We start from the raw sequence: 14,519 nt of genomic DNA, 5'->3' as shown, positions 1-14,519 counted from the left end.
GCCAGGCAACTATAATTGAGTCATAGAGGGTAAAGAGATGAACGATAAATTCAAAATACATCGCCTGTCGGGCGCCGGTTTACTGGCGCTGGGCATATCACTGGCACCGCAGTACGGCTTGGCCGACACGGCTCTGGAGCTGGAAGAGGTAGTGGTTACCGCCACCAAGCGGGAGCAGTCGCTGCAGGATATTTCCCTGTCGGTGACGGCTATCGGCGAGGTGGAGCTGGAACGATCGGGCGCCGCAGAATTTGCGGACTACGCCACCTCCGTCCCCAATCTGAGTTTTGGTTACAGTGGCGAGGGGCGTCAGACGTCGAGGAAGTTTCAACTGAGGGGTATTACCGGTGATGACACCTCGGCCCTCTATATTGACGAAACTGCCGTCCCCACGACCATGGACCCTCGGGTTATCGACGTTGAACGGGTGGAAGTTCTGCGGGGTCCGCAGGGCACCCTGTTTGGCGCCCGCTCCATGGGCGGTCTGGTGCGCATGGTGACCAAAAAGCCCTCCACCGATGAGGTTGAGGGCAAGCTGCACGCGGCCGTGGGCAGCATGGAAGGGGGCGGTCTCGATTATCGCGTGGACGGTTCGGTAAATTTGCCGCTGGCAGAGAATGTGGCACTGCGTCTGACGGGTTATTACCTGAGGGATGCCGGTTTTATTGATCGAATCGTCGACCCCGACGGCTCGGCCGTTGTGGGTGGCGAAGATGCGCTGAACGGCGATGAGTATCGCAATGAGGACATCAACGAAGACAGTACCCAGGGATTTCAGGCGTCCCTGTTCTGGCAGGTGAGCGAGGAACTGATGCTGCAGCCGCAGCTGATGTACCAGAAAACCGAGTCAGACGGCCCGGCCTTTGTGGATGAAGATATCGACAACTTTACCAAGATCCGCCAGTTTGATGTGACCGAAGAGGGCGAGGACGAGTGGAGCCTGGCCGCGCTCACGATTAACTATGATCTGGGGTACGGTGAAATCGTCTCCAGTACCTCTTACTTTGAGCGGGAAACCCTGGATATTGAAGACGGCACTATCTTTATGTCGAGCTTCCTGGGCGGTCCGGCCGTTGCTTCCGTCGACGCACCTGCTATTACATTTGAGACCTCTGATGAAGAGCGTATTACCCAGGAGTTGCGATTTGTGTCCAACTTTGAGGGTAAACTGAATATGGTGGCTGGTGTCTTTTATCAGAAGATCGACCGAGAGGGCGGATTCCCGCCTGCCTCCATTGTTCCCGGCGGAGCGCCCTTTATTGGTTTTGCGGGTTTCGAAGCCGGTGATTCATTCTTCTCGCTGCAAAGTCATTTTGAACAGGAAGAGTTGGGGCTGTTTGGTGAATTTGAGTACAGCCTGACGGACACACTGACGATGACCGTTGGCGGTCGCTGGTTTGACGTATCGACGGAAGACGAACGCATTGACGGCGGCACACTGTTTACCAAGCTGGGTGTCGCCTTTGGTTTTCCCATTCCCGAGCCCTTTAAAGGCGGGGTGGATGAGGACGGATTTAATCCCCGTGTTGCACTCAGCTGGGACATCAACGACGAAGTCACCCTCTACAGCAACGTGGCCAAAGGTTACCGCCCTGGAGACGTCAACGATGCCAAGGCCGCCTGTGAAGCCGTGGGCTTGACGGATATTCCGGAATTTACCGACTCCGATTCCCTCTGGAACTACGAGCTAGGTGCCAAAACCCGTCTGTGGGGCGGCCGCGCCACTTTGAATATGGCCACTTACTTTATTTCCTGGGATGAGCGCCGGGCACAGACCATTAATTGCGGCCTGGGCTTTTCAGCCCGCGACAACGTCGGTGAAGTGGAATCCAAGGGTGCGGAACTGGAATTGATGCTACAGGTAACGGAAGGATTCAGTCTCAGTGCCGGGGTGGGTTACACCGACTCGCGTATTACCGATACCGGCGGTGCCCTGGGTGTTGAGGAGGGCCAGGCATTGGCCAATGTACCCCGCTGGAACGGTGCACTGGCTTTGGACTACGACTTCTCCATCAGCGAGGAGATGGACGGCTATTCCCGCTTCGATTATCGCTATGTCGGCTCCAGTGTCAGTGCCCAGGGCAATGACCGTGACCGCTACGAGTTGATCAACCTGCGTGCTGGCATCCAGTGGGGCAGCTGGGATCTGTCGGCCTTTGTGGAAAACCTGACCGACGAGCGGGCCAACCTCGCTGATCCGGCAGAGTTGTCCGACTCGCTGAACCTGATTGCGGTGGGGCGCCCTCGTACTCTGGGTATGAGCATACGCAAGACGTTCTGAGCTTTCCATCCAGACAAGGGCTCTATGACATAGAGCCCTTGTCTGTTTTTTGTCTAACGGTTAATTCAAGAGAGAGTATTTTGACGAATCCAACGGTTTGTATTGTTGGCACTGGCACCATGGGGCTCGGTTGGGCGGTGTCGTTCTGTCGCGCGGGTTGGGATGTGCGACTGTTTGATATTGATGTGGAGCGTGCGCAAACGGCGGCGCAAACCTGCCTTGCCATTTGCGACTCGCTCAGGGTTTCCGCACGTGAACGTGGAGCGGCCGAGGGCAGTCAGCCTATCGATAAAGCCGTCAGTGGTGCTCGACTGGTGATTGAGGCGGTACCCGAACAGTTATCGCTAAAACAGTCGGTACTCAACGACATTGAGCAAGTGTTTGATCCGCAGGGGTTGGTTCTCAGCTCCACATCGGCAATTCCAGCCACGCATTTGGCCAGTGCAATGACCAACCCTTCTCGCTTTCTGGTGGCACACCCGTTTAATCCCAGCTACCTCCTGCCGTTGGTGGAACTGGTGCCCGGTGAAAAAACATCCGAGTATGCACTCGACACAGCCGCAGCACTGCTGGAATCCATAGGCCAACAGGTGGTCAAGCTGCGTCGGGAAATCGAAGGATTTGTTGCCAACCGATTGCAAGCTGCGGTTGTTAACGAAGCCGTGAATCTGGTCGCCGAGGGCGTTGCCAGCCCGGCTGATGTAGACAAATGTCTCAAGGATTGCCTCGGCCTACGCTGGGCCTTTTTTGGCCCCTTTGAAACTATGGATCTGAATGCGCCCAATGGATTTGAGGAATACGCTCAAAAGTTTGGTGACTCTTACGTGGAGTTGGGCAAAAAACTGCTGGTGGCAAACCCGTGGCAACCCAAGGCATTGCAGGAGATTGCCAATTATCTGGCAGAACGCGATGAAGATTTCGAAACCAAACGACAGCGCCGCGACACCTTGGTGACGCAGCTCTTGAACCTGAAACAACAGCACAGGATCGGATAAACCATGTTTGAAACCAACCGGGCAGTGGTGTTCCCCTGGCACTGCGATCAATATCACCATATGAATACGCGGCACTATCTGGCGATGTTCGACGACGCCGGCGCCCATATGATGCACCACTTGGGTTACTCGCTGGAGGCCGGCAAGGAAACCCGCCAGGGTTGGGCGGACGTGGAACACACCATCCGTTACCTGCAAGAAGTATCCAACGGCGCGTTGCTGAAAATTGAAAGCCAGCCGCTGGAAGTGGGTCGCAAATCGTTGCGCTATCGCCATGTTATGAGCAATGTTGCCACCGGAGAAAAGGTGGCGACGTTGGACGGAGTTGTTCTCTCTTTCGATCTCGAACAACGCAAGGCCATCGAAGTGCCTGCAGCCATTCGCAGCAAGTGTCTGGAATATATTGAGAGTCAGTCTGATGTCTAATAGAAAACCTGTTGTTGAAGAGTTTGTGCCCAGTGGGGAACAAAGCGCGTTATGGCCCGATGTTTCAGGAAACACCATCAACGGCCTGGGCGAAACCGAGGTGCGTCGGCCGACACCGGTTATGTGGCACGAGCCGGAAAAAATCGCTCATGGGGATGTTCAGAAGTGGTTCTGGGCTCAGGGTGTCAAGGAGCCGAAGCTGGCAGCTATGCGTGCTGATCGGGAAAAGGTGATTGGCCTGCAACCGCGATTGATCGCCAGTGATCAAAATCAAATGCAGGCAACGGACGCGTCCAACAAGGTGAAGGAGCTGGCTCGAAAAGCCGGTGCCGAGTTGGTGGGTATTGCCAGGGCGAATCCTGACTGGGTGTTTGAGGGTTACGACTTCGATTATCCCTGGATAATTGTCCTGGGTGTGGTCATGGAGCACGACAAACTGCTGACAGCGCCCGAAGTGACCTCGGCGATAGAAGTTGTCGATAAGTATACCAAGGGCTGGAAGGTGGCCAGGCCGGTGGAAGACTGGATTCTCTCCCAGGGGTGGCGGGCAGAAGCGTCGGGGGGACCCTCTGCTGGCCCAATTACCCTGACGCCGGCGGCGATTGAGTGTGGCTTTGGAGAACTGGGCAAGCACGGTTCGATCATCAACCGGGAGCACGGTTCGTCGTTCCGCTTGTCGGCCGTCTTTACCGATATGCCATTGGTCGAAGACGCTTTGGACGAATTTGCAGCCGACGACTTTTGTTCTGCCTGTCAGGTTTGTACCAAAGCGTGTCCCGTGGACGCCATTTCAGACAAGAAGCAGACCGTTCGCGGCGTTGAAAAGTGGTATGTGGACTTCGACAAGTGTTTTTCCTACTTTGCCGAGACCTACGGATGTGGAATATGCCTGGGCGTGTGTCCCTGGTCGACACCGGGCAGGGCACCAAAGCTCGCGGACAAATTCACCAAACGCAGAGAGAAAAAACGACAATCAGAGAGCCAGGGTTGACTTTCGATAACGTTCATTCTTCTCTACGTAGGTAGCAAACAAGACACATCTCCACCCGCACCAAATGCGCTACTTCAGGTCCGATTTCTCTGAGTTTATCGGACCTGAACTCTTAATGAGGACGTTTACCGGTTATTTAACCTCAACGTTATCCAAATCCAGTTCTTCAGCAATATTGGAACTGCGGATCTTCAAGATACCAAAACCGGTGCCGTCTTCCTCAACCTTGACTTCGTCAATGGTAGAGGAAATAATCGAGGCCCGCACGTTACCGTCATCGGCTTCCTCGATTTCGATGTCTTCTTTGCTGCCATTGTTATTGAGCAGCGTAACGACTTTCAGATCAACGCGAATGCCGCCGTCGTTCTCTTCCGAGATTTTGACACCTTCATCTTCATTGTTTTCGGCGTAGATATTGGACAGCGTCAGTCGGTAACCGCCTGCATCTTCTTCGTCGAAGTCCAGGCCTTCGTCGAAGTTGTTCACCACCTCGGTGTTAACCACCTTGCCACGAATGTCACCGGGGCCGGCCTCATCGATGTCAAAGCCGTCATCCACATCGGGGTCACCCTCATCGTCACAGGCATCACCGGCAACAAAAGGCCCGTCTACACAATAGGCGCCGTTACCTTCAAAGGTGGTGTTAACGACGTTAATGATGACGCTGCCCTGGTTGCCTTCATCAAGCTCGACGCCGTCGGCACCCACATTGCGGAAGGTGGAATTAACGACGTTAAAGACAATGTTGCCGTCGTTGCGATCATCGACGCGGACACCATCGGCGTCTTGCTTACCGAAGCCAACACCGTCAACCAATACATCATTCAGATTGACTTCAATGGATGCAGGAGAACCATCGCCGGCACCACCGCCGCCACCGCCGCAGTCATCGCCCAGCGAGCAGTCGGACACGTGAATGCCATGGTTGCCAGTGTCAAAAACGGATACGCCCGACAGGTTCACCTTAACGGTGCCGGTGCGGGTATCGGGGACGTTCAGGTAGATGCCTTTGCCGCCACTGACCTCAACGCCATTGTTCAGATTGTCTGAACGGCTATAGGAACCGCTGCCGGTAAAGCTGAGGCGCTTAATGGTCAGATCAGCCCCTTGAGTAACCGCAAAAATCGGATCCAGATCGTTGCTCATGCCGGCGCCGTCAATAGTCTGACCGCTGCCGATCAGAGTCAGAGGCTCTGTGCCGGTGTACTGCAAGGATTCGGTAACGGTGATGACACCCACTGACGGGTTGATCACAATCTGGGTGGCACCGCTGGCCAGTGCCGCACGCAGCGACCCCGCCCCGTCGTTGTTATCAGAAGTAACCTGGGCGGTAGAACCGGCCATGGCGGCGGCAGGTAGTGCGATAGCGGCTGCGATTGCGCAGCGGAGCAGAGTTTTCATTGTGTTGGTCCCCATAGCTTCTCATGTAAGAGAGGCGGCTTATTCATTAAGAGCGGACCTTCGACTTTAGTTAAGCTATGTGACCAACAGATGAAACTTATGTGACGCTCTCGCCCATAATAATATCCCGATAACTCCCCCCGGCCGGAATCATCGGGTAAACGTTCTCTTCAGCCTCCACAATAACGTCAAGTAGATAAGGCTCGTCGGGATCGGCCAATAGACGCTGGTAGGCTGCCAGTAGCTCTTCCTTGCAAGTCACCCGCTCCGCTTTTACCCGATAGCCCTCCGCGATCTTGAGAAAGTTGGGGTAGATTTCCAGATCTTCCGGTTTCTTTACAGCAGTGGGGTCAGATTGATCAGAGCCGGAACGATGTTTGTCATAAATCATATCCTGCCATTGCCGAACCATGCCCAGCCATTGATTGTTCATCACTACGACTTTTACCCCAATGCCGTAGCGGTGGCAGGCGGCCAGTTCGTGGATCGTCATATTGAGCGAACCGTCACCGTCAATATCGATTACCGTCCGCTCCGGGCAGCCTATCTTGGCGCCGATGGCGGCGGGAAGACCGTAACCCATGGTGCCAAAGCCAGAGCTGCTTAAAAACGAACGGCTGCGGCGAGCCCTATAGTGCTGCATGGCCCACATTTGATGCTGGCCAACGCCGAGGCTCACGATGGCATCCCCTTGTGTTATTTGGCTTAACTGTGAGATGGCATATTGCGGAGTGATGCTGTCACTATCAGGTACCTTAAACGGGTAGCGCTCACGTAAATCAGCGAGATAATCGCGCCAGACCCGGTACTCGCCAGGCTGCGCGTTTTCACGCAGTTGCACAAGAGCGGGTTTAATATCAGCGCAAATCGGCAGAGTCACCACCTTGTTTTTGTTCAGCTCATTGCGATCGATATCGATATGAATAATCTTGCCATGGCGGATAAACTCGTTCAGGTTACCCGTCACGCGATCATCAAAACGAACACCTGCGGCGATAACCAGGTCCGCTTCATTAATCGCTGTATTGGCATACTTGCTGCCGTGCATGCCCAATACATGTAATGCCAAATCATGGTGGGGCGGAAAGGCGCCCACGCCCATTAGTGTTGTAGTCACCGGGCACTGTAGTTTTTCTGCCAGGGCCAGCAACTCATTGGCCGCGTTGGCTGAGACAATGCCACCGCCGGCATAGATAACCGGTTTGGACGCCTCACTCAGCAGGCGACAGGCTTCTTCCAACTGGGTTTCAGGAATGCCGCCAATGCCGGGTTCGGGCTTTTCGATCACGGCGGGAATCCGCGGTGGAGCATAATTGCCCTCGGGGTCACGTGGATAGTGTTGCTGGATGTCCTTGGGTATATCGACAAGCACGGGGCCGGGACGGTTACCACCGGCAAGGGCAAACGCTTCTCGAACCACTTCAGGAATATCGGTGACCTTCTTCACCAGATAGTTTTTCTTGGTAATCGGGCGGGTAACGCCCACAATATCCACCTCCTGAAAGGCATTTCTGCCCAGCAGGTGAGAGGGCACGTTGCCAGTGATCGCTACGATGGGGGTGGAGTCGCTGTTGGCATCTGCGATTCCGGTAACCAGATTAGTGGCGCCAGGACCAGAGGTGGCCAGGCAGACACCCACTTTGCCGGTGGCCCGGGCAAATCCCTGGGCAGCGTGAATGGCCCCCTGTTCGTGTTCGGTTCGAATACAACGGATATTGTATTCTCTCAGTACATCGAAGATTTCCAGATTGGCACCGCCGGGGTAGCCGAACAGGGTATCCACCCCTTCGGCCTGCAAGGCTTTGGCCAGAATCTGTGCCCCTCTCAGCGCCAGGTGTCGCTGAGTCGCTTTAATGTCCTCCAAATCACCGCCGGATATCGTGCCCCGATTCTGATAGGTGATGTTGTCTTCATTATGGTGGGGAATGTTGGTCATGTGGCACCCGATTTATTTGGAGAAGGTGTGATTTCCCAAATAGATTAGAAGAATCGGACGGCATAGACTCTGCCAATAATACGCTGTAAGGTCTTAACTGGGTATAAAATATACTTAATTGGCAGAATTCGAGTATATCGAAGGAGGGTGTGTTGGCATTAATGGGTTACAGGCGTCTCCGATAAGCGCTTGGCGGCAGCCCTGTCCAGCCTTTAAAGGTGCGGGTAAAGGGACTGGTTTCCGAAAATCCCAGCTCCGCACTGATATCTTCGATGGACATCTCGGAGTGAACCAACAATTCAATAGCCCTGTCACGCTTCACTTGGTTTTTGATCATCAAATAACTCACCCCTTCATCCGACAGGCGCCTCTGCAGGGTGTAGGGGGCAATCTTCAGTGCTTCGGCCAGTTCAGGCAGAGTGGGCAGATGGTTAAGGCTGGGACGAATATAGTCCGCTACTCGCGAAGCCCAGCTGTCACCGGTAAAATTCAGCGCCAACAGGTAGCGGAAGGGCTCGTCAAGCAGGGCTTTGAGCCCCACCATATCTTGCACCACAGGTTTTTGCAGCAGCTCTTTGGCAAAGGTGATCCGGCCGAACCGATTATTAAAGGACACGGGCGCCCCGTAAAACATCAGCCGATAATCTCTGCTGTAGCTGGGTTCTTCAAAGGGGAAGTACAGATGATGGATGGGAAAAATCTCCTTGCTGAGCCAGCAAAGCATGCGGTGAATGGACCAGAAGGCAAATTCCATCAGGTAGTTGTCTGATGAGCGCGTACTGGCGGAGGTGTCGATATCAATGGAGATCAGCTCTTCGCCCAGCTCTGGACGCAGTTTATAGCCGCTGTGCTGTATTTCGTTGTAGCGAACCAGCCGATGCAGCGCCTGACCCATAGTGCCCGCCGCGATCAGGTAGTGGCTCAAAATCGACAGGTTGCCTACCGGGACCGGCACAGAACCATGGCCCAGCAGTTCGTCGTTGCAGGCATTCATCAAGCGGGAAAGGAGCTGCCCGAATTGCGCCAGAGAGACGCGCGCCTGGGGTTCATTCAGCAGTGTCGGCGGGATATGACATTGCCGCAGTAAAGTATCAACTTCTTGATTATTTAACTCGACCTTGGATATTGTTCCCTGCACCAATTGTATACTGAGAGACACTCTATTTGAGGAGATTTTTCTCATTTTTCCATTCTGCTGTCAGGTCAATGGCCTATGATCAATAGTCTGTCGCCAATCTGGGGTGTTGTAAAGTATCAACTATTCTGTTTTCGGTGGTCATTCCGACAAGAACCCGCAGCTTTCATAATGAGCGTAAATCAACCAGTGATGAGATAACGCAATGGCTCTTCCAGATATCCTTAAAGGACGCTTGTCCGTACCCGCAGTGGCGGCTCCCCTGTTTATCATTTCCGGGCCTGAACTTGTGATTGCCCAGTGTAAGGCCGGGGTCGTAGGATCTTTTCCCTCGCTCAATGCAAGGGGAGAGGGTGAGTTCGAGAAATGGCTGCAGCAGATTACAGAGGCTCTGGATGCCCACAATGAGGCCAATCCCAACAGCCCGGCGGCGCCTTTTGCGGTCAACTTGATTGTTCACCGTTCCAACAACCGCCTGGATGAAGACCTGGCGTTGTGTGTGCAGTACAAAGTGCCAGTGATTATCACTTCGTTGGGAGCGCGCCCAGAGGTGAACGAAGCGATTCATTCCTATGGCGGAATTGTGCTGCACGATATCATTGACAACACGTTCGCCAAGAAAGCCGTCGAAAAAGGCGCTGATGGCCTCATTGCCGTCGCGGCAGGAGCGGGTGGTCATGCGGGTACCCAATCCCCCCTGGCACTGATCCAGGAAATCCGTGAATGGTTTGAAGGGCCGCTGTTGTTATCCGGTTCCATCGCCAGTGGTGATTCGATCCTGGCGGCGCAAGCCATGGGGGCGGATCTTGGCTATATCGGCTCCGCCTTTATCTCCTGCGAAGAAGCGCGTGCAGCGGACGGATACAAGCAAGCGATCGTTGACTACAACGCCAAAGACATTGTGTACACCAACCTGTTTACCGGCGTACACGGCAATTACTTGAAGCCCTCTATTATCAGCGCCGGTATGGACCCGGATAACCTGCCGGAAAGTGATCCGTCAAAGATGAATTTTGGTTCCGGCGGTAATACCGACAGCAAAGCCTGGAAAGACATCTGGGGCTGCGGCCAGGGTATTGGTGCCATTAAGGCGCGTCTGCCGGCAGCCGAACTGATTCAGGGTTTTGCCAAGCAGTACGATGCGGCTTACCAGCGTTTATCCGCACAGTATCAGCCTCGCTGATTTCGATACTCAACCGGCGAGCAGGCTTCCTTGTTGCGGAATGCTCGCCTGAAGTTGGCCGTGTCCTGATATCCCAATGCGGTTGCGATCGCATCAACACTCAGCTGGCTGTCGAGAAGATATTGCCTGGCCCATTTGTGGGTTATGGACGACTTAATCTCTCTAAAATTGGTTTTCTCTTCCTGTAAACGTCGGTTGAGTGTTCGCTCCGAAAGGTGAAGTTGATCAGCGATCTGACTCAGTGTCGGCAGCGGCGGCTCTTGCGCCTGCAGTAGCGCTTGCACATGGAGGCTGTAGGGAGCGCTGCCAGAAGATTCCGAGGTGATGGTTTTAATGCGTTCAGACAGTCGCCGCTGACTTTGTTGCCATGCGTCCTTGTCATAAAACGGTGACGCCTGGTCCAGAACCCGCCTGGGTATCTGAATCAATGTTTCAGTGTGGTCAAAGGTCATGTCACCATGGATAAACTGCCCATAGTCGTCGGCATTGTCCGGTCTTGGGTAGGGCACATAATATCGGGCATCAAGTACGGCTTCTCCGACCACGGTTTCCACGAAATTCTGAAACAGCATGAAAGCGGTTTCAATATGAAATCGTTCGGTCACCCCGACATCCTGTGAAAAGCTGATCGCCAACGTCATCCCTTTAAAACTGGTGCTGACGGCTATGTGCAAGTAGGAAACGTGCAAGCGACTGTAGGACTCCAGCGATTGTAATCCCTGCCGCAGGTTTGGAGAGCTGGCTGCAGCAATCCCCGCTTGCCCGAGTACCAGGATATTGCTGCGGCGACCAATAATGATTCCCATGGGTGTGTCTTGAATCATGGCATCGGCGTTGATCAGCAGCTGAAGAAAATCGTTCATGGCAATGTTCTCACCGGCTTCCAAAACACCCTTGCTCAGCGCTGTATTTTCAAACAGCGCCGCCTCAGACAGCCCTCGGGCTGACACCTCTTGAAGTACGATCAGGGCGTACGCGGGACCTATAGTGTTCATGGCTTTGTTCGTCAGAAAGATTAACTATGGCGTATAATGACACTATATTGGCGACTATTACACTCTCATCTCTCTCTCAAATCCTTCAATCTGGCAGTGACCAAGCCACTTTGGCTTCCACTGAGGATAGAGAGATGAGCAAAATGCAAACCCCAAGCCCCGACCACCGTGCACTTAAGGCCGCGACTCAACAAATGGGTAGTCTGGCATGGCCCACGATATTGTTAGGCGTATCTTGCATTGCCGGTTTTGTCTCCGCGCCGCTCATGGTCGTACAGGGACTGATATCATTGTGGCTGGCCGTGATTGTGATAGCGCTGGTGACCTACGCGTCCTACACCGTTATGCATGATGCAGTACATGGCGCCATTGTCGGCAGGCACAGATCACTGCTGTGGCTGCAGAATCTATTGGGCTACAGCATGGGTTTTATTCTGGGGTTTCCCTTCTCCGGACACCGCTACGAGCATATTGCCCATCACCGTCATACCAACCATGCGGAGCTGGACCCGGATTTTCAAATTGGTGACATGGGGCGTTCACCCCTGCACGCCGTTCGTTCGGCCTTCCGTTTGCTCAGCGGTCAATACGGTTACTACCTCAAACATCAATGGCACAGGGCAAGCGCAAGAGAGAAATCCGTGATGGCGACGGAAACCGTTTTGGCATGGGCGGCCAGAATCGCTTTTATGGCCCAGGGCTACTGGATGGAAGGTGTGCTGATGTTTGTGGTTGGCAGCCTGCTGGGGCTGATCGCCTTGATCTATCTGTTCGCGTATATCGTGCATCGTCCCCATACGGCTGTGGAGCGATATCTGGATACCTCAACGATCGTCCTACGTGGTCCAGCCAATAATCTGCTTACCTGGTGCTGGTTGTTTCAAAACTATCACTCCATCCATCACCTGTTTCCCAAGGTGCCTTTCTACAAGTACAAGGCGTTGTTTGAGGAAATTGAACCGATTATGAGGGCCAAGGGTGCTCCGATATATGAATTGACGGGTGGTGGGCTAAAACCAATCCCTGCCTGAATTTACGCAACTACCGGCAAAATCCCAGGGATTGCGGAGCCAGCGAACCAACTGGTCCATGGATGCAGGGGTGAAGGTGTTTCAGGAGGCAAGCTCAGACGCTGCTGGTTAATGACCCACCCCGCGAATCCTGTATAATCGCCCCTTTTCAAGGGGCAGCTCCTCTCCATCTCAAGCAATTCGGGGGGCTGGCTGTACAGCAGCAAGGTGGACAGTACTATGTTTTCAGAGTTAGAGATGCGCCCGGCCGATCCGATCCTGGGCCTGACCGTTAAGTTCAAGGCGGACAGCAACCCGAACAAGATCGATCTTGGTCCGGGTATCTATAAGGATGAGGCCGGCAATACTCCGGTTCTGGAGTGTGTTAAGGCCGCGGAGCAGTTCCGCGTTGATCAGGAAAACTCCAAAGCCTACATTAACTCTGCCGGCTCCGCCCTGTTCAATGAGCGTATTACCGCCCTGAATCTGGGTGAGCACCGTGTCATTGCCGAAAACCGCATCCGTACCATCTCTACCCCCGGCGGTACTGGCTCTCTGCGCATTGCCGGTGAGTTGATACGCACTACCAAGCCCGGGGCCACCATTTGGGTCAGTAACCCCACCTGGGCCAATCATCAGGGTGTTTTCACTGCTGCGGGCCTGAATGTAAAGACCTACCCCTACTACGACTACGAGAACAAGTGCCTGGACTTCGACGCCATGGTTGAGGCTCTGAAGCAGGTCCCTGCTGATGACGCAGTGCTGATCCACGCCTGCTGCCACAACCCCAGCGGTATGGATTTGAGCCGCGAGCAGTGGCAGGAAGTGGCTGAGCTGGCTCGCGATGTGGGCTTCTTCCCGGTTGTGGATATGGCTTACCAGGGCTTTGGTGACGGTCTGGAAGAAGACGCCTATGGCGTGCGCCTGATGGCCGACGTTGTGGACGAAATGATTCTCTGCAGCTCCTGTTCCAAGAATTTCGGTCTGTATCGTGACAGGATTGGTGCTTGTTCCGTGATCGGTAAGAGTGCCGAGCAAGCGGATATCATCAACTCCGTGTTGATGCCGGTGGTGCGTACTAACTACTCCATGCCTCCTGCCCACGGCGCGGCCATTGTGGAGACCGTTCTGGGCTCGGAAGAGCTGACCACCCAGTGGCACGGCGAGCTGAAGGAAATGCGTGACCGCATCGGCGGTATGCGTCAGCTGCTGGTGGACAAGTTGGTTGAGAACGGTGTGACCCGTGACTTCAGCTTTATTACCCGCCAGAAGGGTATGTTCTCATTCCTGGGCATCGACAAGGATCAGGTGCAGCGCCTGCAGGATGAGTTCAGCATCTATGTGGTGGGTTCCAGCCGCATCAGCATTGCAGCTATTGCGCCGAGCAATGTGGATTACCTGGCTCAGTCTATTGCCAAGGTGCTCTGAATAGATTCTGAGGATCGGCGGGTCGCGCTGCTACAGGTGAAGGAAACTCTGTAGCAGCCCGCTCTGAGGGCGACCGGGTTTAGACGATCTTCTCAGGACAGACAATCACACCGTCCATATCGGCGTACAGATAGTCACCACTGTTAACCTCAATATCCCCAAACGTAAGAGATATATCACGCTCACCGGAGGTAACCGGGATATATTTGCGCGAGCAGGTGCCCAGCGCGTACAGGGCTACGGGGATGTCCTTGATCTGGAAGGTGTCGCGAACGTAACCGTTAATCACAATGCCCGCATAGTTGTTTTTATGGGCGAACTTCATCAGGTTCTCTCCCACTACCGCGTAGTACTCGCGATCCACATCCACAACCACCACCTTGCCGGCGCCGTCTTCATCTCTCAGCAGAGTGATCAGGTCGGAATTATTGCGATCCAGCTTAATGGTAACGACTTCGCCCTGGCACTTTTCGGCACCGCCATAGTTCTGGTAGCCGGGCCCGAGTACCGAAGTCTTTTCACTGTGTTCATCACAGATATCAGCGGTGAAAAAAGTCATGCAAGTAGCCCCCTGGGGTGTAATGGTGGCGGGATTCTAGCAAAGCGACCGGGGTTTTGACATAACCATTTGAAATGTAAGCATTTATGGTGCCATCTTAGGCCGCATTTTGGCTCCTCAGGATAGAGTTTAAGCAAAAACCATGGCAGAATGCCGCCTCGCGTTCCTATAGGCTCTGA

The 14,519-nt window shown here is 54.1% G+C and carries 12 protein-coding genes; 7 read left to right on the top strand and 5 right to left on the bottom strand.

Going from position 1 to position 14,519, the window contains the following annotated elements; all coding sequences use genetic code 11:
* The first annotated feature begins 37 nt into the window (after positions 1–37).
* The 4 genes from HBA55_RS13405 to HBA55_RS13390 all read left to right on the top strand — a co-directional run bounded on the left by HBA55_RS13405 (position 38) and on the right by HBA55_RS13390 (position 4,693).
* The gene (locus tag HBA55_RS13405; RefSeq protein ID WP_166991889.1) at positions 38–2,281 is read left to right on the top strand and encodes a TonB-dependent receptor; all 2,244 of its coding nucleotides are present in this window, start codon (positions 38–40) and stop codon (positions 2,279–2,281) included.
* Between the two features lie 80 nt (positions 2,282–2,361).
* The gene (locus HBA55_RS13400; RefSeq protein ID WP_166991886.1) at positions 2,362–3,276 is read left to right on the top strand and encodes a 3-hydroxyacyl-CoA dehydrogenase NAD-binding domain-containing protein; all 915 of its coding nucleotides are present in this window, start codon (positions 2,362–2,364) and stop codon (positions 3,274–3,276) included.
* A gap of 3 nt (positions 3,277–3,279) precedes the next feature.
* Entirely contained in the window at positions 3,280–3,702 is a 423-nt protein-coding gene (locus tag HBA55_RS13395) for an acyl-CoA thioesterase (RefSeq protein WP_166991883.1), read from the top strand.
* Positions 3,695–4,693 (top strand): 4Fe-4S dicluster domain-containing protein, encoded by a 999-nt coding sequence (locus tag HBA55_RS13390; RefSeq protein ID WP_166991880.1) that lies wholly within the window; start codon positions 3,695–3,697, stop codon positions 4,691–4,693. Before HBA55_RS13395 ends, HBA55_RS13390 begins: the two co-directional genes overlap by 8 nt.
* A gap of 132 nt (positions 4,694–4,825) precedes the next feature.
* Here HBA55_RS13390 and HBA55_RS13385 read toward each other — a convergent pair whose 3' ends face one another.
* The 3 genes from HBA55_RS13385 to HBA55_RS13375 form a co-directional block, all read right to left on the bottom strand.
* On the bottom strand, positions 4,826–6,094 hold the full coding sequence (locus HBA55_RS13385) for a hypothetical protein (protein ID WP_166991877.1): 1,269 nt from the start codon (positions 6,092–6,094) through the stop codon (positions 4,826–4,828).
* A gap of 97 nt (positions 6,095–6,191) precedes the next feature.
* The gene (gene ilvB, locus HBA55_RS13380; protein WP_206019791.1) at positions 6,192–8,030 is read right to left on the bottom strand and encodes a biosynthetic-type acetolactate synthase large subunit; all 1,839 of its coding nucleotides are present in this window, start codon (positions 8,028–8,030) and stop codon (positions 6,192–6,194) included.
* 166 nt (positions 8,031–8,196) lie between these two features.
* A complete protein-coding gene (locus tag HBA55_RS13375) occupies positions 8,197–9,213 on the bottom strand; it encodes an AraC family transcriptional regulator (RefSeq protein WP_166991874.1) in 1,017 nt (338 codons plus the stop codon).
* A 157-nt stretch (positions 9,214–9,370) separates the two neighbouring features.
* On the opposite strand from HBA55_RS13375, the gene HBA55_RS13370 reads away from it, so the two are divergent.
* Entirely contained in the window at positions 9,371–10,348 is a 978-nt protein-coding gene (locus tag HBA55_RS13370) for an NAD(P)H-dependent flavin oxidoreductase (protein ID WP_166991871.1), read from the top strand.
* On the opposite strand, the gene HBA55_RS13365 is transcribed toward HBA55_RS13370, so the two are convergent.
* Positions 10,336–11,343 carry a helix-turn-helix domain-containing protein gene (locus HBA55_RS13365; protein WP_166991868.1) on the bottom strand — a complete coding sequence of 336 codons (1,008 nt, stop codon included), beginning with the start codon at positions 11,341–11,343 and terminating at the stop codon, positions 10,336–10,338. The two genes, HBA55_RS13370 and HBA55_RS13365, sit on opposite strands and share 13 nt — an antisense overlap.
* Before the next feature lie 134 nt (positions 11,344–11,477).
* On the opposite strand from HBA55_RS13365, the gene HBA55_RS13360 reads away from it, so the two are divergent.
* Both HBA55_RS13360 and HBA55_RS13355 read left to right on the top strand, forming a co-directional pair.
* Positions 11,478–12,374, top strand: coding sequence for a fatty acid desaturase family protein (locus HBA55_RS13360; RefSeq protein ID WP_166991865.1), 897 nt, complete (start codon positions 11,478–11,480; stop codon positions 12,372–12,374).
* Between the two features lie 219 nt (positions 12,375–12,593).
* Positions 12,594–13,781 (top strand): amino acid aminotransferase, encoded by a 1,188-nt coding sequence (locus tag HBA55_RS13355; RefSeq protein WP_166991862.1) that lies wholly within the window; start codon positions 12,594–12,596, stop codon positions 13,779–13,781.
* A 79-nt stretch (positions 13,782–13,860) separates the two neighbouring features.
* On the opposite strand, the gene rraA is transcribed toward HBA55_RS13355, so the two are convergent.
* The gene (rraA, locus tag HBA55_RS13350; RefSeq protein WP_166991859.1) at positions 13,861–14,340 is read right to left on the bottom strand and encodes a ribonuclease E activity regulator RraA; all 480 of its coding nucleotides are present in this window, start codon (positions 14,338–14,340) and stop codon (positions 13,861–13,863) included.
* Positions 14,341–14,519: the final 179 nt, after the last annotated feature.

The sequence above is a fragment of the Pseudomaricurvus alkylphenolicus genome, from assembly GCF_011683955.1.
Taxonomy (GTDB): Bacteria; Pseudomonadota; Gammaproteobacteria; order Pseudomonadales; family Cellvibrionaceae; genus Pseudomaricurvus; species Pseudomaricurvus alkylphenolicus.
This window is presented reverse-complemented; position numbering and strand designations above follow the sequence as displayed.

What these genes read in the sequence shown, in the direction of transcription:
- HBA55_RS13385 (WP_166991877.1), bottom strand. Translation starts at nt 6,094, where the DNA reads ATGAAAACTCTGCTCCGCTGCGCAATCGCAGCCGCTATCGCACTACCT.
- HBA55_RS13360 (WP_166991865.1), top strand. Translation starts at nt 11,478, where the DNA reads ATGAGCAAAATGCAAACCCCAAGCCCCGACCACCGTGCACTTAAGGCC.
- HBA55_RS13365 (WP_166991868.1), bottom strand. Translation starts at nt 11,343, where the DNA reads ATGAACACTATAGGTCCCGCGTACGCCCTGATCGTACTTCAAGAGGTG.
- HBA55_RS13405 (WP_166991889.1), top strand. Translation starts at nt 38, where the DNA reads ATGAACGATAAATTCAAAATACATCGCCTGTCGGGCGCCGGTTTACTG.
- HBA55_RS13390 (WP_166991880.1), top strand. Translation starts at nt 3,695, where the DNA reads ATGTCTAATAGAAAACCTGTTGTTGAAGAGTTTGTGCCCAGTGGGGAA.
- HBA55_RS13355 (WP_166991862.1), top strand. Translation starts at nt 12,594, where the DNA reads ATGTTTTCAGAGTTAGAGATGCGCCCGGCCGATCCGATCCTGGGCCTG.
- HBA55_RS13395 (WP_166991883.1), top strand. Translation starts at nt 3,280, where the DNA reads ATGTTTGAAACCAACCGGGCAGTGGTGTTCCCCTGGCACTGCGATCAA.
- ilvB (WP_206019791.1), bottom strand. Translation starts at nt 8,030, where the DNA reads ATGACCAACATTCCCCACCATAATGAAGACAACATCACCTATCAGAAT.
- rraA (WP_166991859.1), bottom strand. Translation starts at nt 14,340, where the DNA reads ATGACTTTTTTCACCGCTGATATCTGTGATGAACACAGTGAAAAGACT.
- HBA55_RS13375 (WP_166991874.1), bottom strand. Translation starts at nt 9,213, where the DNA reads ATGAGAAAAATCTCCTCAAATAGAGTGTCTCTCAGTATACAATTGGTG.
- HBA55_RS13370 (WP_166991871.1), top strand. Translation starts at nt 9,371, where the DNA reads ATGGCTCTTCCAGATATCCTTAAAGGACGCTTGTCCGTACCCGCAGTG.